This window comes from Micromonospora sp. CCTCC AA 2012012, from assembly GCF_040499845.1.
Taxonomy (GTDB): Bacteria; Actinomycetota; Actinomycetes; order Mycobacteriales; family Micromonosporaceae; genus Micromonospora; species Micromonospora mangrovi.
Genome location: NZ_CP159342.1, coordinates 4195849 through 4217603, shown reverse-complemented (window position 1 = coordinate 4217603; position 21755 = coordinate 4195849). Strand labels below are relative to the sequence as shown.

21 protein-coding genes are annotated in these 21755 nt (G+C 72.8%); 17 read left to right on the top strand and 4 right to left on the bottom strand.

The window, feature by feature from the left end:
* Nucleotides 1–43: 43 nt before the first annotated feature.
* Nucleotides 44–253, bottom strand: coding sequence for a helix-turn-helix transcriptional regulator (locus ABUL08_RS18540; protein WP_350931177.1), 210 nt, complete (start codon nt 251–253; stop codon nt 44–46).
* 107 nt (nt 254–360) lie between these two features.
* Here ABUL08_RS18540 and ABUL08_RS18535 point away from each other — a divergent pair, with 107 nt between their 5' ends.
* The 4 genes from ABUL08_RS18535 (at nt 361) to ABUL08_RS18520 (ending at nt 2049) form a co-directional block, all read left to right on the top strand.
* The gene (locus tag ABUL08_RS18535) at nt 361–513 is read left to right on the top strand and encodes a hypothetical protein (RefSeq protein WP_350931176.1); all 153 of its coding nucleotides are present in this window, start codon (nt 361–363) and stop codon (nt 511–513) included.
* A gap of 58 nt (nt 514–571) precedes the next feature.
* Nucleotides 572–949, top strand: coding sequence for a DivIVA domain-containing protein (locus ABUL08_RS18530; RefSeq protein WP_377522320.1), 378 nt, complete (start codon nt 572–574; stop codon nt 947–949).
* Nucleotides 891–1181, top strand: coding sequence for a hypothetical protein (locus ABUL08_RS18525; protein ID WP_350931175.1), 291 nt, complete (start codon nt 891–893; stop codon nt 1179–1181). The genes ABUL08_RS18530 and ABUL08_RS18525 overlap by 59 nt, the downstream gene beginning before the upstream one ends.
* A gap of 157 nt (nt 1182–1338) precedes the next feature.
* On the top strand, nt 1339–2049 hold the full coding sequence (locus ABUL08_RS18520; protein ID WP_350931174.1) for a hypothetical protein: 711 nt from the start codon (nt 1339–1341) through the stop codon (nt 2047–2049).
* A 95-nt stretch (nt 2050–2144) separates the two neighbouring features.
* On the opposite strand, the gene gabT is transcribed toward ABUL08_RS18520, so the two are convergent.
* Nucleotides 2145–3458 carry a 4-aminobutyrate--2-oxoglutarate transaminase gene (gabT, locus tag ABUL08_RS18515; protein WP_350931173.1) on the bottom strand — a complete coding sequence of 438 codons (1314 nt, stop codon included), beginning with the start codon at nt 3456–3458 and terminating at the stop codon, nt 2145–2147.
* Nucleotides 3459–3478: 20 nt separating this feature from the next.
* Nucleotides 3479–4918: a gamma-aminobutyraldehyde dehydrogenase gene (locus ABUL08_RS18510; RefSeq protein ID WP_350931172.1), complete on the bottom strand. Its 1440-nt coding sequence runs from the start codon at nt 4916–4918 to the stop codon at nt 3479–3481.
* A 144-nt stretch (nt 4919–5062) separates the two neighbouring features.
* Between ABUL08_RS18510 and ABUL08_RS18505 the strand changes: the two genes are divergently transcribed.
* Nucleotides 5063–6502 (top strand): aldehyde dehydrogenase family protein, encoded by a 1440-nt coding sequence (locus tag ABUL08_RS18505; protein ID WP_350931171.1) that lies wholly within the window; start codon nt 5063–5065, stop codon nt 6500–6502.
* Between the two features lie 10 nt (nt 6503–6512).
* Here the strand turns inward: ABUL08_RS18505 and ABUL08_RS18500 are convergent, their stop codons facing one another.
* Nucleotides 6513–7751, bottom strand: coding sequence for an SUKH-3 domain-containing protein (locus ABUL08_RS18500; protein WP_350931170.1), 1239 nt, complete (start codon nt 7749–7751; stop codon nt 6513–6515).
* Nucleotides 7752–7832: 81 nt separating this feature from the next.
* Between ABUL08_RS18500 and ABUL08_RS18495 the strand changes: the two genes are divergently transcribed.
* The 12 genes from ABUL08_RS18495 (at nt 7833) to ahcY (ending at nt 21739) form a co-directional block, all read left to right on the top strand.
* A complete protein-coding gene (locus tag ABUL08_RS18495; RefSeq protein ID WP_350931169.1) occupies nt 7833–8255 on the top strand; it encodes a YbaB/EbfC family nucleoid-associated protein in 423 nt (140 codons plus the stop codon).
* Nucleotides 8252–8605 (top strand): hypothetical protein, encoded by a 354-nt coding sequence (locus ABUL08_RS18490; protein ID WP_350931168.1) that lies wholly within the window; start codon nt 8252–8254, stop codon nt 8603–8605. Before ABUL08_RS18495 ends, ABUL08_RS18490 begins: the two co-directional genes overlap by 4 nt.
* A gap of 18 nt (nt 8606–8623) precedes the next feature.
* A complete protein-coding gene (locus tag ABUL08_RS18485) occupies nt 8624–13126 on the top strand; it encodes a toxin glutamine deamidase domain-containing protein (RefSeq protein WP_350931167.1) in 4503 nt (1500 codons plus the stop codon).
* Nucleotides 13127–13149: 23 nt separating this feature from the next.
* A complete protein-coding gene (locus tag ABUL08_RS18480; RefSeq protein ID WP_350931166.1) occupies nt 13150–13584 on the top strand; it encodes a hypothetical protein in 435 nt (144 codons plus the stop codon).
* 142 nt (nt 13585–13726) lie between these two features.
* Nucleotides 13727–14371, top strand: coding sequence for a tetratricopeptide repeat protein (locus ABUL08_RS18475; RefSeq protein ID WP_350931165.1), 645 nt, complete (start codon nt 13727–13729; stop codon nt 14369–14371).
* Between the two features lie 46 nt (nt 14372–14417).
* Nucleotides 14418–15080: a deoxyribonuclease V gene (gene nfi / locus ABUL08_RS18470; RefSeq protein ID WP_350931164.1), complete on the top strand. Its 663-nt coding sequence runs from the start codon at nt 14418–14420 to the stop codon at nt 15078–15080.
* A gap of 161 nt (nt 15081–15241) precedes the next feature.
* A complete protein-coding gene (locus ABUL08_RS18465) occupies nt 15242–16279 on the top strand; it encodes a hypothetical protein (protein ID WP_350938700.1) in 1038 nt (345 codons plus the stop codon).
* 93 nt (nt 16280–16372) lie between these two features.
* Complete coding sequence (locus tag ABUL08_RS18460; RefSeq protein ID WP_242797051.1) at nt 16373–16558, top strand: Trm112 family protein; 186 nt, start codon at nt 16373–16375, stop codon at nt 16556–16558.
* Nucleotides 16555–17751: an SIS domain-containing protein gene (locus ABUL08_RS18455; RefSeq protein ID WP_350931163.1), complete on the top strand. Its 1197-nt coding sequence runs from the start codon at nt 16555–16557 to the stop codon at nt 17749–17751. Before ABUL08_RS18460 ends, ABUL08_RS18455 begins: the two co-directional genes overlap by 4 nt.
* A 25-nt stretch (nt 17752–17776) precedes the next feature.
* Nucleotides 17777–18778 carry a cation diffusion facilitator family transporter gene (locus ABUL08_RS18450; RefSeq protein WP_350931162.1) on the top strand — a complete coding sequence of 334 codons (1002 nt, stop codon included), beginning with the start codon at nt 17777–17779 and terminating at the stop codon, nt 18776–18778.
* Between the two features lie 2 nt (nt 18779–18780).
* Nucleotides 18781–19944 (top strand): mannose-6-phosphate isomerase, class I, encoded by a 1164-nt coding sequence (gene manA, locus ABUL08_RS18445; RefSeq protein WP_350931161.1) that lies wholly within the window; start codon nt 18781–18783, stop codon nt 19942–19944.
* Nucleotides 19945–20239: 295 nt separating this feature from the next.
* A complete protein-coding gene (gene ahcY, locus ABUL08_RS18440) occupies nt 20240–21739 on the top strand; it encodes an adenosylhomocysteinase (RefSeq protein ID WP_350931160.1) in 1500 nt (499 codons plus the stop codon).
* The last annotated feature ends 16 nt before the right edge of the window (nt 21740–21755 follow it).

The window sequence follows — 21755 nt, the reverse complement described above, 5'->3', positions numbered from 1 at the left end:
GCCTCGGAAGTTGGACTTTCCGCTGCACGGAATGTCGCACTGGCTACGCGGGCTCGTCGGGCTCGGATCGAGGTCGGTGCTCGGCCGCCCACTGTTCGATGTCCTCGGATCGCCAGATGCGGCCGGCCTTCAGGACCGCGGCCGGCTCGGGGAAGTCCCGGCGTCGGCTCAGGACCTCGACCCACTGGCGGGATACGTCGAGGTATTCCGCGATCTCGGCGGTCCCCATGACGCGCAGCGGCTGACGTGGCACGCTGCGACCTTCCCAGCCCTCAACTAGTCAACCCTTATAGTTGGGTTGACTACATGCCGCTTGGCGTTCAAGCTGCTACCAGTAGTGAGCATGAACGGGGTGAACTGGTGGACTCCGACGCTCAGCCGGGCGCAGAGAGCCCGGGCCTGCCGCTCGATGAGCAGCAGTCGCGTGAGCGTCAGCTTGCCGCCGAGGATCAGCGGCTACGCGCCATCCTCGACCGCCAGATCTGGCCCACCGCCGATGAAGACGACTGGTGACGCCATCCGACCGCCAGGCCACTCCCACCCCCAGCACACGTCGAAAGGCAGGTTTCCCGTGAAGTACCTCGTCGAGCGGCTTCTCCGGCGTCGTCCGGCCGTACGGCAGCGCTTCGAGGCGGTCGCGTACCGCTCCGCGTCCTCCGTACCTCTGCATCCGAAGCAGGTGTGCCGCCGCAGCTTCCAGTGGACCCGGCTGGGCCGGCGTGGCCTGGACCCCGCCGACGTGCAGGCGTTCCTCGACCGGGTCGCCGGGGACTTGGCCGCCGCCTACGACGCGGCCGACCGGGCCCGCCGGGAGACCGAGCGGATCAAGGATGCCCTACGCCGCTGGCAGCCCGAGCAGGCTCGGACCCGTGACCTTACCCCAACTACCGATGAACCCCACCCCCACGGCCGGGCACTGCTACCTGATCCAGTTGCCGGTAGTCGTTGACGACCTGGCCACCGCCGTCCGCGTCGCCCGGGTCATCGCGCGCTCGCTGAGCTTCCACAGCCTGGTCGAATGCGGGGAGGCCGCCGTCACCAGCGTCGACGACCTCGAGGTGCGCCATCCCGCCTTCTGTGAGCGGCACCTGCCCAACGGCCGGCGCTGCCTGCTCCATCCCGACCACGACGGGCAATGCGCGCGGCAGTTGCCTTCGGTCAACCAACGGCTCCGGCGTTGAATGCCGCGTTCAGGATGTCGATGCCGCATGACAGCTCGTCGGCGGGGATGACGAGCGGGGAGGCGGCTACCCGTAACTTCCTTTACGGAACCGCTGAACCGGGCAGCGCTCCCAAGCCGTACCAGCCGACACGGAGCGCGGACGACGGGAGATACGGGTGAAGGTGCAGCGGAAGCACGTGCTGGCGGCCGGCGTGGCGGTGGTCGCCTCGGCGGTGGTGGCGATCGGAACGGGGTTCGGCTTCGCCGACACCACGCCCGCCCGGCAGAGCGCCTGCCCGGGGTCGGTCACCTTCTCGGCCGAGGCGGGCGCGCCCGCCGCCACCAGTGACCGGTTCCCGGTGGGGACCCGACTGCGGGTGACCAACCTGGACAACGGTCGGGCGGCCACGGTGCCGGTGGTCGGACCGTCGGGCAGTTGCGTGCTGCTCAACGCCGCCGCCATGGACCTCGTGCGGGAGCCCGGCAGGAACGTCATCCGCCGCAACCTGGTGGAGCGGCTGGCCGGCGACGCGGCGCAGCCGGGCGGCCTGCCCGGTCGCGGCAGGCAACCGGGGGAGACCCGGCCCGGCGCGGCCCAACCCGCCGCCGGCTCCGCCCGCCCGCCGGCCGCCGGTGGGGCGGCGTCCAGCGCGTGCGGTGGCGCGATCACCTTCTCGGCCGACGGCGGGGCGCCCGCCGCGACCAGCGGGCAGTTCCCGGTCGGCACGCGGCTGCGGGTCACCAACCTGGACAACGGCCGGGTGGTCACGGTGCCGGTGGTCGGACCGTCGGGGAGCTGCGTGCTGCTCAACGCCGCCGCGATGGAGCTGATCCGCGAACCCGGCAAGAACCTGGTCCGCCGCAACGTGGTCGAGGTGCTGCGCTGATCCGACCGGCTGGCCTCACCTGCCGCAGCGTTCGGTGGAACACCATGGCTGTCTCCCGGCTCCGGTGACAGCCATGGTGTTCCACCCGGGCCGGGTCAGCCGAAGGCGGCGTCCAGGATGTCCAGACCCCGGGCCAGCTCGTCGTCGGAGATGACCAGCGGGGGCAGGAAGCGCAGCACGTTGCCGTACGTGCCGCAGGTGAGGGTGAGCAGGCCGGCGGCGTGGCAGGCCGCCGAGACCGCCGCCGTGGCGGCCGGGTCCGGGGTCAGGGTGCCCGGCTGGACCAGCTCGACGGCGAGCATCGCGCCCCGGCCGCGTACCTCGGCGATGCGGGGGTCGCGGGCGGCGATGGCGCGCAGCCGGTCACCCATCACCTGGCCGATCCGCCGGGCGGCGGCGGCCAGGTCCAGCTCGTGCATGGTCTCGATCGAGGCGAGCGCGGCGGCGCAGGCGATCGGGTTGCCGCCGTACGTGCCGCCGAGGCCGCCGACGTGCACGGCGTCCATCAGCTCCGCCCGGCCGGTCACCGCGGCGAGGGGCAGCCCACCGGCGATGCCCTTGGCCAGGGTGACCAGGTCCGGTTCGACGCCCTCGTGCTGGCAGGCGAACCAGTCGCCGGTCCGGCAGAACCCGGTCTGGATCTCGTCGGCCACGAAGACCACCCCGGCCGCCGTCGCCCACTCCCGCAGCGCCGGCAGGAAACCCTCGGCGGGTACGACGAAACCCCCCTCGCCCTGGATCGGCTCGATCAGCAGCGCCGCCACGTTCTCCGCGCCGACCTGCTTCTCGATCATCTCGATCGCGGTGGCGGCGGCGGCAGCCCCGGAGAGCCCACCGTCACGCAGCGGGTACGACATCGGCACCCGGTAGACCTCCCCGGCGAAGGGCCCGAACCGGTGCTTGTACGGCATGTTCTTCGCCGTCAACGCCATGGTCAGGTTGGTCCGCCCGTGGTACGCGTGGTCGAAGACCACCACCGCCGGCCGCCCGGTCGCGTGCCGGGCGATCTTCACGGCGTTCTCCACCGCCTCGGCACCCGAGTTGAACAGCGCCGACCGCTTCTCGAAGCTCCCCGGCGTGAGCGCGTTGAGCTGCTCGCACACCGCCACGTACGACTCGTAGGGCGCGACCATGAAGCAGGTGTGCGTGAAGCGCTCGACCTGCGCCTTCACCGCCTCGACCACCCGGGGTGCGGAGTTGCCCACGTTGGCGACCGCGATGCCGGCGGCGAAGTCGATCCACTCCCGCCCCTCGACGTCGACGATCGTGCCGCCCCCCGCCCGCTCCACGTACGCCGAGATGGTGCTCCCGACGCCGCGCGCGACCGCGGCCCCCCGCCGCTTGTGCAGTTCCTCGGAAGAAGTCATGGTGACTGTGCCTTCTTTCGTTCGCGACTGCGGGGCTCGCAAACCCGGCTCACTCCTCGCGCTCACTGAGCCTCGATGTTGTGCATGACGTGCTTGATCCGGGTGTAGTCCTCCAGGCTGTAGACCGAGAGGTCCTTGCCGTGGCCGGAGTGCTTGAAGCCGCCGTGCGGCATCTCCGAGACGAACGGGATGTGGGTGTTCACCCAGACGCAGCCGAAGTCCAGCCGGCGGGTCATCCGCATCGCCCGGCCGTGATCCTTCGTCCAGACCGACGCCGACAGTCCGTAGTCGACGCCGTTGGCCCAGCGCACCGCCTCGTCCTCGTCGGAGAAGCGCTGCACCGTGATGACCGGCCCGAACACCTCGTCCCGGATGATCTCGTCGGCCTGCCGGACGCCGGAGACGACGGTCGGGGAATAGAAGTAGCCGCGCTCGCCGACCTGCGCGCCGCCGGTCTCCACGGTCGCGTGGTCGGGGAGCCGGTCCACGAAGCCGCGCACCCGGGCCAGCTGGTTGGCGTTGTTCAGCGGGCCGTAGAGGACGTCCTCGTCGTCCGGCGCGCCGGTCCTGGTGTTCCGGGCCTGCTCAGCGAGGGCTGCCACGAAGTCGTCGTAGATGCCCGGGCCGGCGAGCACCCGGGTCGCGGCCGTGCAGTCCTGACCGGCGTTGAAGTAGCCGCCCACCGCGATCGCCTCGGCCGCCGCCGCCACGTCCGCGTCGTCGAAGAGCACCACCGGGGCCTTGCCGCCCAGCTCCAGGTGGGTCCGCTTCAGGTCGGGGGCCGCGGCGGAGGCGACCTCCATGCCCGCGCGGGTCGAGCCGGTGATCGACACCAGCTGCGGGGTCGGGTGCGACACGAGGGTACGACCGGTGTCCCGGTCGCCGCAGACCACGTTGAAGACGCCCGGCGGGAAGAACTCGGCGGCGATCTCGGCCAGCAGCAGCGTCGACACCGGCGTGGTGTCCGACGGCTTCAGCACCACCGTGTTGCCGGCCGCGAGCGCCGGGGCGATCTTCCAGACCGCCATCATCAGCGGGTAGTTCCAGGGCGTCACCTGCGCGCAGACCCCGATCGGCTCCCGCCGCACGTACGACGTGTGCCCCGCCATGTACTCACCCGCCGAGCGGCCCTCCAGCAGCCGGGCGGCACCGGCGAAGAAGCGGAACTGGTCCACCGCCGGCGGCAGCTCCTCGTCGGCGGTGAGCTGCCGGGGCTTGCCCGTGTTGCGTACCTCCGCGTCGACCAGTTCGGCCGCGCGGGCCTCCACCGCGTCGGCGAGCTTGAGCATGGCCTTCTGCCGCTCGCCCGGGGTGGTGTCCCGCCAGCTCTCGAAGGCGGTGGCGGCGGCCCGCATCGCCGCGTCCACGTCCGCCGCCCCGGAGACCGGCGCCTGGGCGAACACCTCACCGGTGCAGGGGTCGATCAGGTCGGCGTACCCGCCGTCCACCGGGTCGACGTACGCGCCGTCGACGAAGTTGCGCAGCTTCTGCTGGTCGCTCATCAGATGTCTCCGAGGGGATGGCCGGGGGAGGGGGTCAGCGGAGGTTATCGCAATCTGACTGCCATCTTGGCTACTGAATTCGCGGCCCACAAGGCCTCGGGCAACTGTTTCCGCGCGGGCTCGACTCGTCTACGCTGCCGAGGTGTGGAGCCCAGAGCCTTCTATGTCGCCGGTCGCCCCGCCCACGGCGAGGGCGAACTGACCGTCACCCACCCGTACGACGGCCGGCCGGTGGGACGTACGACGCTCGCCACGGCCGACCAGGTCGACGCCGCCGTCGCGGCAGCGGCCGGCGTGGCGGCGGAGGCCGCGGCCCTGCCCGCGCACGCCCGCGCGGCCGCCCTCGACCACGTCTCCCGGCGGCTCGCCGAACGGGCCGACGAGGTCGGGGCGCTGATCACCGCCGAGAACGGCAAGCCGGTCAAGTGGGCGAAGGCCGAGGTGGGGCGCGCCGTCTCCACGTTCCGCTGGGCGGCCGAGGAGGCCCGGCGCTTCTCCGGCGAGCTGCAACGCCTCGACACCGACCCCACCGCGACCGGGCGGATCGCCCTGGTCCGCCGGGTGCCCCGCGGCCCGGTGCTCGGGATCGCCCCGTTCAACTTCCCGCTGAACCTGGTCGCGCACAAGGTCGCCCCGGCCATCGCCGTCGGCGCCCCGATCATCGTCAAGCCGGCCCCCGCCACCCCGCTCTCCGCGCTGCTGCTCGGCGAACTCCTCGCCGAGACCGAGCTGCCCGCGGGCATGTTCTCGGTGCTGCCGTTGCCCAACGAGCGCGCCGCCGACCTCGTCGCCGACCCCCGGCTGCCGGTCGTGTCGTTCACCGGCTCCGGGCCGGTCGGTGCGGCCATCCGCCGGGCCGCCCCGGAGAAGCACGTCACCCTGGAACTCGGCGGCAACGCGGCGGCGGTGATCTGCGAGGACTGGAACACCGACGAGGACCTCACCTTCGCCGCGCACCGGATCGCCACCTTCGCCAACTATCAGGCCGGCCAGTCCTGCATCGCCGTGCAGCGCGTCTACGTGCACGAATGGACCTATGACGGCTTCCTGCCCCGGCTGGTCGCCTCCGTCGAGGCGCTGCGCACCGGCGACCCCACCGACCCGCTGACCGACGTCGGGCCGCTGGTCTCCGAGGAGGCCGCCCGACGCGTCGAGGCGTGGGTCGACGAGGCCGTCGCCGCCGGCGCCACCATCGAGGTCGGCGGCCGGCGCGAGGGCGCGACCTATCCGCCGACCGTGCTCTCCGGGGTGCCGGCGGACGCCAAGGTCTGCGCCGAGGAGGTCTTCGGGCCGGTGCTGGTGGTCGGGCCCGTCGAGAGCGACCAGGCGGCGTTCGCCGCCGTCAACGACTCGGCGTACGGGTTGCAGGCGGGCGTCTTCACGCACCGCCTCGACGTGGCCTTCACGGCGGCGCGCTCGCTGGAGGTCGGCGGGGTGATCGTGGGGGACGTGCCGTCGTACCGGGCCGACCAGATGCCGTACGGCGGGGTGAAGGGGAGCGGGGTCGGGCGGGAAGGGCTGCGCAGCGCCATGGACGACTACACGGAGGCGCGCGTCATGGTCCTGACCGGGGTGGCCCTCTAGCCCGGACCGGTCACCAGGTGCCGTCGTCGCGTACGCGGGCGGGGGCGCGGCCGAGCAGCAGGGTGGTCAGGGCGGCGTCGATGTCCGGGCCGAGGAACCACTCACCGGCCTGGTCGAGAGCGAAGATCCGCCCGTGCTCGTCCACGGCGATGATGCTGTCGCCGCGCTCGGTACCCAGCGGAAAGAGCCGTACGCCGAGCACGCCCCCGAAGTCGGCGAGCGTGTCAGCGGTGTGCCCCATCTTCCACGGGACGATGTCTAAACGGGAGATCCAGACTTCTTCACCAGGCCCTCGACGTTTCCCGTTCAGGCCAGGGAAGGTCGTAATGGTGCTCGTGGCCGCTGGAAAGACGGCATGGGTGTGACGCTTTCCCCTCACAGCCGTTACGTCCCTGATAGCGGCGGCGGCGAGTACCTCGTCCCCGAAGTGGGGCCGCCAGCCCGCGATGACGAGTGAGGCAGCGATCTCGGGCGGAAAACGCCCGGGGTCGGGATCTGGGACCGCCTGCGGGCCAGGACGCCACATCTGGGTGTACGCGAGATCCGACCACGGCAGTGCGTTGACGTGCACCAGGAAGTTGATGCAGGAGTCGCAGGGCAGCTCCGCCCGGCCGCCGGCCGGGTCCCCGGGCTCGCGGATGCGGAAGAACTCCAGGTCGGCGTCGCCCAGGAACGTCCTGGCCTCCTCCAGTGAGGCGGGCGGCTGACCGGTGGCGACCCGCTGCTGGTCGTACTCGTGCAGCACGTCGGAGACGACGATCATCTCGGCGTGCCGGTCGCCGCCCCGGACCAGGTGCCCGGGCGGCAGCTCGTCGAGGTAGGCGCGGACCAGGGGGTGATGCCGGAGTTCCACCTCGCCCTTCGCGCCGTACCGGATCCAGGTCCGGCCGTTGCGGGTCAGGTGCGCGGCGGCGCCCGGGGTGGGCAACCGGCTGAGCTCGCGGAGCAGTTGGCTCCCGGCGTCCACCGTGCGCGGCGGCGGCGGCCCGGTCGGCCGCCGCTCCAGGAACATCCGCTCGACCATCGGGAACGGCAGTCGGGGCCAGGTGGAGAGGTCGCCGGTCTCCTTGTCGACCACGGTCGTCGGCAGGTCACCGGGGAGCGCCCGGGCGTCGGGTGTCACGTCCGAGGTGATCAGCCAGCCCAGCTCGAACTCCTCGACCACCGGCGTGCACGGAAAGCCAAGGCGGTCGGAGTCGCGCCGGGCCCACACGGCGGCCAACTGCTCGGCCTGTCGACGCTCGATCACCACCTGACGGTAGCGGACCCCACGGATTTCGTGGCGCCCGGTATGGTCGGCCCTACCGAGGGTGACGGGGAGGAGCCTGCGTTGGTCGACAGTGTGGACCGGGATGCCAACCGCGCGCTTCGGGCGCGGTTCGACGAGGTGTACGGCCAGTACCAGCGACTTCGGTCCGGACTGGACGAACTCCAGGTCAAGCTCGCCGAGCTGCGGGTGACCGAGCGATCCGAGGACGGTCAGGTGACGGCGACCGCCGGTGCCCGGGGTGAACTGATCGACGTCGAGGTCACCCCTGCCGTCTTCCACGAACGGGACGCCCGAGCGCTGAGCCGGAAGATCACCAAGACGGTCCACCGGGCTTCCGCCGCCGCGGTCAGCGCGACCCAGGACCTGGTCGCCGGCTATCTGCCGGCCGGGTCGCCGTCGATGGAGTTCCTGCGTACGAACGACTTCGGCGCGTTGTTGGGGCGGGCCGACGCGGTGCTCCAGCGTGGAGAGTCGGCACGGTGACGGACGCGCAGCTCTGGCTGGACCCCGACCGGGCCCGGCGCGGGGGAGCGGACCTGACCCTCGCCGGTGAGGCCGTCAGTGCCTCCCGCCGGACGGTCGGCGGGGAGCTGGCGGCGGCGAGTGCGGCCCGGCCCTGGGGCCGGGACGACATCGGCGGCGCGTTCGACAAGCAGTACCGCCGCTACGAGGAGACGCTGCTGCGCGCATGGGAGCTGCTCGGCCGGTCCCTGGAAGGGCTCGGGGCCGACGTGGTCCGGTCGGTGGCCGCCACCCTGGAGACCGACGAGACGAACGCGCGCCACCTCGACGGGATCACCGGCCACCCGCTTCCGCACCGGCACCGGCGCTGAGTTCCGGAGGATCCGCGCGTGAGCCTGCTGCCCAGCCCGATCCCCCACCCGCTCGACCACTGTCCCTGGGACGTGCCCGGCTGGATCTACGAGGCCCTGGACTGGGTCATCGGCGTGGAGTGGCCGGACGGCAACGAATGCGCGGTCTGGGACCTCGCCGACCGCTGGTACGGCGTGGCGGACGTCCTGACCGGCCCTCGGGACGACGCGACCGGCGCGGCATCCGAGGTGCGCAGCGGCTACGGCGGCGTCGGCGCGGTGGCGGCTGCCTTCGACACCGCCTGGCGTCGGGTGGCCGAGGGCGACGAGGCTCCGCTGCCCGTGCTGTTCGCGGTCACCGGGGAGCTGGGCCGGCTGGTCGAGTCGTGCGGCTGCGACATCGAGGGTGCCAAGCTGGAGGTCTGGATCGAGCTGGGCATCCTGGTCGTCGAGCTGATGTCGGTGGCGGTGGCGACGGTCCTCACCGCCGGTGCCGCCTCACCTGCAGCAGGGGTGGCCATCACCACCACCCGGCTGGTGGTCCAGCAGATCTTCAAACGGCTCATGGCGCAGCTGGCCCGCAAGGCCATCAGGGAAGGGCTGAAGGAGGCCGGTGAGCGGGCCGCCAAGCAGGTCGTGAAGAGCGGCGTCCGCGGGCTCGCCCGGCGGGCCGCCCTCGGTGGCCTGGCCGAGGCCGGCCAGGAGGCCGGCGTCAGCCTCGCCACGCAGGCGTACCAGAACTCCACCGGTCGCGGGCACGGCCTGGACGTGACCGACGTGGCCACCTCGGCGGTCGGTGGCTTCGCCGGCGGTGCGGCGGCCCCCCTGGCCGGGCTCGGCCGGCACGCCGACGGCCGGCTGGGCCGGATCGGCGAGCACCTCGGCCGGGAGATGACCGGCGAGACCATCGCCGAGGGCGCGGCCGGCCTGGCCACCGGCCAGGGCGTGTCACTGGAGGACCTGGCCCGGGCGGCGGTCTCCGGCGTCAGCGGCTCGGTCACCGGGCAGGCCGACGAGGCTATGCACCACCGGCTCGACGGGCGGCTCGCCGCCCTCGCCGGTGCCGCCCCACCGTCGCTGGACCTCACCGGGCTGGCGTCGCCGGTCGCGACCGACCTGTCGGAGGCGAGCGGGGCCGTCGACCACCTCCCCATGCAGCGCACCTCGGACCGGGTGCTCGGGCCCGGGTGGGGTGCTGGTTCTGCGGACGGCCTAGTGGTCGAGGCCGGTGTCGTCCGACCCGAAGCCGCCGACGCTGTGCTCGCCGGTGCGCAACCACCGGCCGACGGCGCGGTTCACGCACCGACCGCTGGTTCGCCGTCGTTCGACCTGACAGCCGTCCACGAGGCGTTCGCCGGGCCGGAGGCCCTTCATGAGGCGGTCAGTGAGCCGGAGACGGTCCGCCCGGCATACGCGGGGCCGGGGGACGTTCATGAGGCGGTCAGTGGGCCGGCGAGCGTCCGCCAGGCGGCCGCCGGAGCGGGGGACGGTCCACCTCCAGCCGGCCCCGCCGCCGACCCGGGCGTCGGACCGGTGTCGACGCACATCGGAACCTCCTCGGTCGGCGTCGCGGCCCCGGTAAGTCCGACGCTCTCCTCGGTGGCGGTCGAGCCCCCGACCGTTTCGGTGCCCAGCCTGCCGTCGACTAGCCCGGGGGTGGTCACCGGTCCGACGCTCGACCCGACCCTCCCGCCGGTGGCGGCGCAGGCCGCGGCCTCCCCGGCCGTCGTGAGCGGCGCACCCCTCCCGACTCCGCAGCCGACCACGAGCGGAGACCGGCCACCGATCGGCGTGCGCGGCTCGCACCCCGGCCCGGCTGTCTCCTCCCGGGCGATCCCGGCCGCGCCTGACGTGTCGTCCCGCGTCGTCCCGCCGGTCGCGCCGGATATTTCGCACCGGCTGGCCGCACCGACCACGACAGCACCGGGCCCCGCGCCGACCGCCCCGGCACCGGAGCACTCGGGCGCCGGGTCGGAGGACCGGCCGCGACCGTCGCCCCGGTTCCCGTTGCTGGAGGCGCTGGCACCGGGACCGGCCCACCCGACCGACGATTCCCTGCCGGACCCGCCACCCCCGTTCCACCGGCCGCCGCACCGGCCGAGGACACCAGAGCGGGAGGCCGCCCTCGCCGCCGACCGGGAAGCGCTCGACCGGCGGCGCTACCAGGGGTACTTCGAGGCCCAGCGGCAATGGTTCGAGGACAAGCGCCGCTACGAGGAGGCGGACTGGCTTCGGGAAGGGGCGGACCGAAACGAACGCCTGGCCACTGAGCGGGCTGCTCAGGCCGAGCAACTGCGCCGCGAGGGACGTGACCTGGCGGCGGAACGCTGGCAGCGTCAGGCGTTCGAGGCCAGCCAGGAGAGCTACGACCTGCGTGAGCTGGCCCGGGCTGTGCTCGACGGGGCGGCTCTGCGCAAGGACGTGATGGTCGACGACGACGCCGACTTCCACCGGATCAACAACGACGTCGCCGACCTGGCCGTCGGTGCCGTCGAGACGTCCGACCGGTCGGCGTTGACCGGCGACGACGACCCGCCCCCGATCGACCGGTCCCGGCGGTACGGCGTACGCGGCGGTCTGCGGCCACCGCTGGCGCTGCACCAGACCGACCTCGAACGGCAGATGCCCCGCGCCGCCGACGGTGGTGTCTTGCGTACCCCCGATCCTCGCGACGGCGGATGGTTCCGGCTGGCGAACGACGGCGGGCCGCAGGCCGACCCGACCCGGGGCATCAACTGCCTCGACTGCACGCTCTCGCTCTACGAGACCTGGATGCACGGCCGGCCGCGGGTCTCAGCGCCGCGAACCTTCGACGGCTACCTGGCGGGAGACGTCAGGCAACCAGTCGGTGGTGAGCAGGACGGGCCGCTGCGGGTCGAGGCGAGCACCGGCGGGCGCTTCCAGGCACTCTGCGGCCCGGCGGGTGCGACGACGTACGCCGAGCTGCGTCGGAACGTGGAGCACGGCTATCACGACCTGCACCGGCAACTGCTCACCGGAGGGCACGGCAGCTACGCCTTCCTGATCAGCAGTTGGGAGGGCGGCGGATCCCACGCCTGGGTGGCGCTGAACCAGAACGGCACCGTCCTCTATCTCGACCCGCAGAACGGAGTCGTGTACGACCGGCCGCTCTACGGACACACCGGCTGGCCGGAACGGGCCAACGTCATCGCGGTCGACGCCCTGGTCGTCGGGCCGGACGGCACGCCGATGCCACTGCCCGATCGGCCGCGCGGCGCCTACAGCGTCCTGCCCGACCTGCCACCCCGGCACCCGGATCGCGGTGACGCGCCGGACTTCAACCGCGTACATCTGCTCGGGGAACCCGGTCCGGGCGACGCGCCCGCCGGCGGCCCGTCGACCGAGCCGGACCGGACGCGGGTGCGGCAGGCCCGGCTGGACGCGCACAGCGACCGGGTCTCGGCCATGCTCCCGGTCCGCGACGTCCTCGCCGGCAGCACCGACCTGGATCAGGTCTTCGCCGCCGGAGTCACACCGGCCGAGCTGGTGCACCACCTCGATCCCGCCACCCTGCGCAGCCTCGCGCCGCAGTTGGACGACCCGGCGGCCCGGGACGTGGCGCGGCTGCTCGGCGACCCGCGCTTTGCGCAGATGCTCGACCAGACCTGGGAGGCACCGCCGCGCGGCGAGCCACTGCTCGCCGAGGCGCTGGTCCGCCAGCTGACGCAGCGACCCGAGCTGGCCCGCATGATCCTCGCGACGCCGGAACTGGCCGACTCGCTGACGGCCAGGCCGCTGACGCTGCACCATCTCGCCAGTCACCAGCAGGCGATCGACGTCCTCGGCGAGGTCCTCGCCGACATCGCCGACCGCGGTCCGGAAGCGGTCGTCGCCAATGTAGATCCGGAACCACGGCCCACCCCCTTGACTGCCCGACAACGACAGATCAGTACGGCCGTGGCGGCCCGCAGACAGCCGAACCTGCAACTGGGCTTCGACACGTCCCGTCGTGACGATGAAACCTACCGGCTCGGCTACCTTGAGCAGCTCTTCGCCGATGCGGCCGTGGCGCAACAGGAGTTGAACGGCGTCGCAACGAACCTTGCCGGTGACCACGGGCAACCGGGCTGGCGTCTCCGACCCAAGGGCCGCGACCGGGTGCTGGACAAGCTTGTCGAGTACCGGAACGACGCTTCTCGGTTGAAGGATCTGGCTGCGGCCAAGGTTCAGTTCCGTCAACTCGACGACATCTACCGGGCGGTCGACCAGTTGGCCGCAGACCCTCAGGTCGTGATCCTCGACATCAAGGATCGCTTCCTGGCACCCTCGCCGAGCGGATACCGGGACGTCCTCGTGAACCTTCGAATGTCGAATGGGCACGTCGGCGAACTCCGTCTGCACCTCGCCGCACTCGATCGGGTGGCCGAGTGGGAGCATGCTCTGTACGAGGTGCGGCGTGACCTCGAGGCGATATCGGAGGCGGACGGTCGCCCGTTGACGAGCCGTGAGCGGGCGATCCGGGACGGCCTGTTGCGGCGAGTCCAGGACAGTTTTTGGCGTGCACTGGGCGAAGGACTCTGAGAGGTGCGCAGCAAGTGAGTCGCGTGACAGGACTGGTGCTCCCGAGGTTCTTCAGCTACTACGAAGCTCCCGTCAAGCTGGTGGAAACGGCGGACGGTGGGGTGGCCGCCTGGCGCCTTTCCTGGGACACCGGTGGCTGGGAGTCGGCCGACAACCTGATCGACAAGGTGCTTTTCCTCGGCGGCGACGAGATTGCCGAGATGACGGGCGACGAGTTCGTGCAACGCACCGAGCACGATCGTGGGCGTTATCTGCGGGGCGATGGGCCGATCTTTGCCCTCTACGAGACCGTTCGCGCGCTTGACGAGACGTTGGGTCGGGAACGGCGTTACCCCACCCCTCGGGAGCAGGCGTTGATCAGCGGCATCCGGCGGAAGACGTTCGTCATGTTCGAGGAGGAGTTGCAGCGCGCCGGTGATCCCGGTGCCGATCCCACCATCGCCGCCGGCTCGGCGTGACCGCGCAGATGCGTTGCGCGTGACGGCGAACTGAACCAGGGTCCCGGCATGGCCGAGACGGATGACTGCGGTCACGCGGATCTGCTGCGGGAGCGCACCGACGGGCGGGTGGGTCAGTGAACGACGACGGGGAGGCAGGGGCGTGACGGACCGGATCGAGCGGGCCAGGGAGCTGTACGAGAGCGCGGTCTTCGGGGGCGACAGTGCGGCCCTCTCCGCCGCCGACCGGACGCTCGACGCGGTGGAGGCGGATCTGCTGCTCGCCCGCGGGCGGGTGCTGCACGCCCGTTTCCTCGCCGACCGGGTGGAAGACCCGCGTGAGCTGGCGTTCTTCGAGCGGGCCGCCGAGCTGTACCGGACATTGGACGACCCGCGCGGCGAGGGCGAGGCGTTGTTCTGGGTGGGCTGCCTCCACCAGGTCATCCGGGGGGACGACGACGCTGCTGCCCCGGCCTTCGCGCGGGCCCACGAACTCGCGACCCGGGCCGCCGACCGGATGACCCTGTCGTACGTGCTGCGGCACCTGGCCTTCCTGGACCAGGCCGGCGGCCGGCTCGACGAGGCCCGGCGGCGGATGGAGGAGTCCACCGCGCTGCGTCGGGAGATCGGGTTCCTGCCCGGGGTGGCCGCGAACCTGGTGGCGCTCGGCTACCTGGCGGCCGGTGACGGCGACGGTGACCGGGCCCTCGCCCTGCTCGACGAGGCGGCTGTCCTCGCCGAGAAGGTGGGCGCCGACGGGATCCTGACCTGGGTGGCGGAGGCCCGTGCAAACCTGCGATCCGTCTGACTGCGACGCCGGGGTGGAGCGTGCCTCGACGGGCCGCCCCGGGTTCGTGGCACCGGGGAGCGTCGCGGAGGCGCTGCGCGTACAGGACGAGTTGCGGCCGTTGGTGGACCGGGCCGGGCCGGGCCCGACCGCGCCGGCGACGGTGGCCGGCCTCGACGTCGCGTACGCGGAGAGCGGCGACCGGCTCGCGGCGGCCGTCACCGTGCTGGACGCCGCGACCCTCGCGGTGGTCGACCAGGCGGTGAGCGTCGGTCGGCCCGCCTTCGACTACGTGCCGGGGCTCTTCGCGTTCCGTGAGCTGCCGGCGTTGCTGGCCGCGCTGGACCGGCTGACCGTCCGCCCCGACCTGCTGGTCTGCGACGGGCACGGGCTGGCCCACCCGCGGCGCTTCGGGCTGGCCTGTCATCTCGGCGTGGTCACCGGGCTGCCGGCGATCGGGGTGGGCAAGACACCGCTGGTGGGCAGCTGGGACGGGCCGGGGCCGCGCCGGGGCGACTCGGCGCCGCTGCGGGACGGTGACGAGCTGGTCGGGCGGGTGCTGCGGACCCGGGACGGGGTGAAGCCGGTCTTCGTCAGCGTGGGCCACCGGATGAGCCTGGCGAACGCCGTCGACCGGGTGCTGGCGCTGACCCCGCGGTACCGGCTGCCGGAGACGACGCGGACCGCCGACCGGCTCTGCCGGGCGGCCCTGGCCGCCGACCCGGCCTGAGCGCACCCCGGCCCCGCAGGTCACCGTCCGGACGCGTCGAGGGTGGACGGGCGTACGTGTCGCCGCACACATGCGGAGCGCTCAATGAGCTGCCACCCCCCTGACCCGGTAGTAACCTGACCCGCGGACCCCCGCCGGGGGCAGGAGCGGGTGAGGTGGAGATGTCGGTTCGGCGGCGCGTGGCGCGGCTGGCCACGGTCAGCGTGCTGCTGGGCGGCCTGGTGGTCGTCGGGGCGTCGCCGGCGTTGGCCGACGGTGACCGGGTGGAGGTGCGCGCGGCGGGCAGCTTCACCGCCGGTGGCGCGCCGGGCGGGGTGGCGGTCGAGGTGCGCAAGCGCACCGACGGGTGCGTACTGCTGCGGACCGCGCTCGGCCTCCGGCTCGACGGTGTCCGGCCGGACCAGGTCCAGGTGCAGGTCAACGTGGCCGGACAGTGGTTCCCCGTCGGCGTCTCCGGCGGTGGTGGCACGGTGAACTCGGCGCGGACGTCGCCGGCCAACCCGGCCCTGTGCAAGGGCAAGAGCATCACGGTGCGTTACCGGGTCGCGTTCGTCGCCGGCGCGCCGGGTGGCCGGCTCACCGTCGTCGGGGAGGCGACCAACGCGGTCGGCCGGGTGCTCGGCCGCAACGCCGTGGCGTCCCGGGTGGTGGGCGCCGAGAAGACGGCCTCGGCGTCGCCGACCCCGTCCCGGAAACCCTCACCGACCCCCACCCCCACCCCGAGCGCGAGCGCCGTGGCCACCGAGCCGCCGAGCGCCGCCGACACCGCGTCCGCCGTGGCCGCCGTGCTGGACCCGGCGACCGGGTCTTCCGTCGCCGCGGCGAACGACACCTCCGGAGGTTCTCCCATCATGTGGTTCGGCATCGCGCTGGTGCTCGTCGGCGTCGCCCTGATCGTGCTGCTGGTCCGCCGCAACCGGACGGACAAGGTCGACGACCACGCCGCCGGCTACCCGGAGGTCCCGTTGCCGCGCAACCCGGGCGGCACGACGTACCGCTCTGCCACCCCCGCCACCCCCGCCGACCAGGTGTACGGGCAGCAGCCGCCCCAGCCCACCCCCGGCGTCTACGGTGCCACGCCCGCCCCGCGCCCGACCGGCAACGTCTACGGCGCTCCGGGCACCGGGCAGCCCGGCGGGGAGCCGCCCGCCCCCGCCGGAGGCGACGCCACCACGGTCATGCCCCGCCTGCCCGGCTGAGCCGGAGCGGCGGAGCGCGTTCGCCGATAAGATCGCGTGCGCCGGGCGGCACCGCCGCCCGGTGAGTCCGCATACGTGGAAGGAGCCCACGCCGTGGCCCTCGACCCGCAGTTGCTCGAGATTCTCGCCTGTCCGGACACGCATCACGCCCCGCTCGACTACGACGCCGAGGCGCAGACGCTCACCTGCACCGAGTGCGGCCGGATCTTCGAGGTCCGTGACGACGTGCCGGTGCTCCTGCTGGACGAGGCGCGCGGCGGACCCGCGCAGCAGCGGTGATGGAGGGGACGGCCGGGGTCAGCGGGCACCGGCACGCCGACGAGTCGCTGCTCGACAACCCGGACGCGCTCGCCGAGCACGACCCGGGTGGCATGCTCCGCTTCACCGCCTCCGCGGGCGCGCAGGTGCGGGAGTCGGCGGCGTTGACCGCCGAGGCCAACCTGTCGCTGCTGGAGGACGACGGTCGCCCCCGGGCGGTCGTCATCGCCGGTATCGGCACCGCGGGGCGTACGGGTGACGTGCTGGCCACGGTCGCCGGGCCGCGCTGCCCGGTGCCGGTCATCCCGCACCGCAGCGCCGGCGTGCCCGGCTGGGTCGGTGCGGCGGACGTGGTCATCGCGGTCAGCGCCTCCGGTCGCAGCCCCGAGGCGCTGGGTGCCGCCGAGGCGGCGCATCGGCGGGGCGCGCGGCTGGTCGCCGTCGGCGCCCCCGACTCGCAGCTCCAGTCGGTGGCCGAGCGGGCCCGCGCCCCGTTCATCCCGGTGCCCCGGCGGGCCCCGGCCCGGGCCAGCCTCTGGGCGCTCACGGTGCCGGTCCTGCTCGCGGCCCGTACGCTCGGGCTGGTGAAGGTCAACGAGGCGGACCTGGCCGAGACCGCGGCCCGGCTGGACGCGGACGCCGACCGGTGCCGCCCCACCGCCGAGTCCTTCGTCAACCCGGCGAAGTCCCTCGCCCTGGGCCTGTCCGGCTCCATCCCGATCGTCTGGGGATCGTCGCCACTGGCGACCGTCGCCGCCCGCCGCTTCGGTGACACCCTCTCCGCCAACGCCCGCTACCCGGTCGTCACCGGGGCGCTCGGCGAGGCCGGCCGGGGCCGCGTCGGCCTGCTCGACGGCGTCTTCGGCGGGCTGGTCGAGGGGGAGCGGGACATCTTCGCCGACCCGGACTCCGCCGACCCCGACGCGACCCGGCTGCGGCTGGTGCTGCTGCGCGACGGCGGGCTCAACGCCGAGGACGACACCGACGAGCCGCTCGCGGTGGAGGAGCGCCGGGCCGACGCGGTGCAGACCCTCGCCGAGCGGCGGGGCGTGCGCTGCGACGTGGTCACCGCCGAGGGTGGCTCCGCGCTGGAGCGGCTCGCCTCGCTGATGGCGGTGCCGGACTTCGCCTCGATCTATCTCGCGTTGGCCCACGGCCTTGACCCGATGGCGGTCCCGGCCATCACCGAAATGAAGGAGCTGTCGAACCAGTGACCATGTGCGGCATCGGACGGGGAGCATGAGCGCCAACGGCGGGACGAAGGCGATCGTCGCCGCGCTCGCGGCAAACATCGGCATCGCCGTCACCAAGTTCATCGCGTTCCTGCTGACCGGCTCCTCGTCGATGCTGGCCGAGTCGATCCACTCGGTCGCGGACTCCGGCAACCAGGGCCTGCTGCTGCTCGGCGGGCGGCGGGCCAAGCGGGAGGCCACCCCGGAACACCCCTTCGGGTACGGCCGGGAGCGGTACATCTACGCGTTCATCGTGGCGATCGTGCTGTTCAGTCTGGGTGGCCTCTTCGCGCTCTACGAGGCGTACCACAAGGCGGCCGATCCGCACCCGATCTCCAGCTGGCAGTGGGTGCCGGTGGCGGTGCTGGTCGCCGCGATCGGGATGGAGGGCTTCTCGTTCCGTACCGCGATCAAGGAGTCGAACCAGATCCGGGGCAGCCAGTCCTGGGTGCGGTTCATCCGCCGGGCCAAGGCGCCGGAGCTGCCGGTGGTGCTGCTGGAGGACTTCGGCGCGCTGATCGGTCTGGTCTTCGCGCTCTTCGGCGTGGGGATGACGCTGCTCACCGGCAACGGAATGTGGGACGCGGCCGGCACCGCGATGATCGGTGTCCTGCTGGTGATCATCGCCGCCACGCTGGCGATCGAGACGAAGAGCCTGCTGCTGGGGGAGGGTGCCGACCCGAAGGAGCTGGCGAAGATCGAGCGGGCCGTCGCCGGCGGCCCGGAGGTCGAGCGGATCATCCACATGAAGACGCTCTACCTGGGTCCGGAGGAGCTGATGGTGGCCGCGAAGATCGCGGTGTCGCCGTGCGAGAGCGCCGAGGAACTGGCCCGGGGCATCAACGCCGTGGAGGCCCGCATCCGGGCCGAGGTGCCGATCGCCCGGGTGATCTACCTGGAACCGGACATCTACAGCGCAGCCGCGGAGCGGGCCGGCACCGGGGCCGCCTCGCACACCGCGGTGCCGCAGCCTGAGGCCGACGAAGAGGCCGTGCACCCCGGGAGTTGAGCGTGGAACTGCTGAACGGCCGCATTCGCGACTACGCGTGGGGGTCCCGCTCGGCGATCGCCGAGTTGCAGGGGCGCCCGGTGCCGAGCGAGGGTCCGGAGGCCGAGCTGTGGCTGGGCGCCCATCCGGGCGCCCCGGCCACGGTGGACCGGGACGGCACGCCGGTGAGCCTGACCGACCTGCTGCTCGCCGAGCCGGCGCACTGGCTGGGCGAGCGCCTGGTGGGCCGGTTCGGCACCCGGCTGCCGTTCCTGCTGAAGGTGCTGGCCGCCGACGCCCCGCTCAGCCTCCAGGCCCACCCGGACGCGGAGCAGGCGCGGGCGGGGCACGCCGCGGACGCGGAGCGCGGCGACGGGCGGGTGAACTACGTCGACCCGTACCACAAGCCGGAGCTGCTGGTCGCGCTCTCGCCGTTCGAGGCGCTGTGCGGGTTCCGTGACCCGGCGGAGTCGGCGACGGCGATCGAGGCGTTCGGCGTACCCGTGCTGGCGCCGGTGGTGGCGGCGTTGCGGACCGGGCCGGCGGGGCTGCGGGAGGCCGTACGCCTGCTGTTGAGCTGGCCGGAGTCGGAGCGGGCGGGGCTGGTCGCGGCGGTGCTGGCGGCGGAGTCGGCCGGCTCCGACGCGGAGCTGGCCCGCGCGCTGGCGGTGCGGTACCCGGCCGATCCGGGGGTGCTGGTGGCGTTGCTGCTGCACCACGTGCGGCTGGCGCCCGGGGAGGCGATCTGGATGCCGGCCGGCAACCTGCACGCCTATCTGCGGGGCGCCGGCGTGGAGATCATGGCGGCCAGCGACAACGTGCTGCGCGGCGGGCTGACCCCGAAGCGGGTGGACGTGGCCGAGCTGCTGCGGGTGCTGCGTTTCGAGGTGCTGGAGCAGCCGGTGGTGGCGCCGGTCGTGGTGGCGCCGGGGGTGGTGACCTGGCCGGTGCCGGTGGACGACTTCGCGCTGCACCGGGTGACGGTGGAGGCCGGCGCGCCGGGGGTGCGGCTGGCCCTGCCGGGGCCGCGGGTGGTGCTCTGTCGGGCCGGCAAGCTCGCCGTCGACGACGGGGTGGGCACCGTCACGCTCGCGCCCGGACAGGCGGCGGTCGGGACCGCGGCCGGCGGGCCGCTGGTGGTCGGCGGTGAGGGCGAGGCGTACGTCGCGACGTGCGGCCTGCGCTGAACTCCGCCACGACACAAGTCGGACTTTTCCGAAATAGCTTGACGACCCCCTTGCCCAATGTGACCCTATGGGTACGCAACGTTGTCGCGACGAAGGTCCGGCGATGTGCGGGGAACCAAACCGGGGGGATGCACGGGGCGGGCGGCAGGTGGGCGGAAAGACCGTTCACCGCCGACCGCCCCGTGCGCTGTCCAACCGGGTACTTCCCTAGGCCCGCTCCAGCCGGGCACGGTCCGACCGGTGCCGCGCGTAAGGTGGAGAGCTGCGCACCACAAAACGTTCGACAGGAGCTTCCATGACCAGCACCCTCCCGGCTGCCCCCAGCGGCGCGTCGTCCGAGGTCCGGCCGAGCACCCTCGCCGAGGGCGACTACAAGGTGGCGGATCTGTCGCTCGCCGAGTTCGGGCGCAAGGAGATCCAGCTCGCCGAGCACGAGATGCCCGGCCTGATGGCCATCCGGCGTGAGTTCGCCGAGGCGCAGCCGCTGGCCGGCGCCCGGATCACCGGCTCGCTGCACATGACCATCCAGACCGCCGTCCTGATCGAGACCCTGGTCGCGCTCGGCGCGCAGGTCCGCTGGGCGTCCTGCAACATCTTCTCCACCCAGGACCACGCCGCCGCGGCCATCGTGGTCGGCCCGGACGGCACCCCCGAGGCCCCGGCCGGCGTCCCGGTCTACGCCTGGAAGGGCGAGAGCCTCGAGGAGTACTGGTGGTGCACCGAGCAGGTGCTCGCCTGGCCCGACGGCCAGGGCCCCAACATGATCCTCGACGACGGCGGTGACGCCACCCTCCTCGTCCACAAGGGTGCCGAGTTCGAGAAGGCCGGGGTCGTCCCGCCGGTCGAGTCCGCCGACTCCGAGGAGTACGCGGTCATCCTCAAGCTGCTGCACCGCTCGCTCGCCGAGGACGGCCAGCGCTGGACCCGGATCGCGGCCGGCATCAAGGGCGTGACCGAGGAGACCACCACCGGCGTGCACCGGCTCTACGAGATGCACCGCGCCGGCACCCTGCTCTTCCCGGCCATCAACGTCAACGACTCGGTGACCAAGAGCAAGTTCGACAACAAGTACGGCTGCCGCCACTCGCTCATCGACGGCATCAACCGCGCCACCGACGTGCTGATCGGCGGCAAGATGGCCGTCGTCCTCGGCTACGGCGACGTGGGCAAGGGTTGCGCCGAGTCGCTGCGCGGCCAGGGCGCGCGGGTCGTGGTGACCGAGGTCGACCCGATCTGCGCCCTCCAGGCGGCGATGGACGGCTACCAGGTCGCCACCCTGGACGACGTGGTCGAGCAGGCCGACATCTTCATCACCGCCACCGGCTGCTTCGACGTCATCACCAACGAGCACATGGCCCGGATGAAGCACCAGGCCATCGTCGGCAACATCGGCCACTTCGACAACGAGATCGACATGGCCGGCCTGGCCAAGCGGTCCGACGTCGAGCGGATCAACATCAAGCCGCAGGTCGACCTCTGGAAGTTCGCCGACGGGCACGCGATCATCGTGCTCTCCGAGGGCCGCCTGCTGAACCTGGGCAACGCCACCGGCCACCCGAGCTTCGTCATGTCGAACTCGTTCGCCAACCAGACGATCGCCCAGATCGAGCTCTTCACCAAGACCGAGGAGTACCCGATCGGCGTCTACGTGCTGCCGAAGCACCTGGACGAGAAGGTCGCCCGGCTGCACCTGGCGGCGCTCGGCGCCAAGCTGAGCACGCTCACCAAGGAGCAGGCCGCCTACCTGGGCGTCTCCCAGGAGGGCCCGTTCAAGCCGGACCACTACCGGTACTGATCGACACCCCGGAACC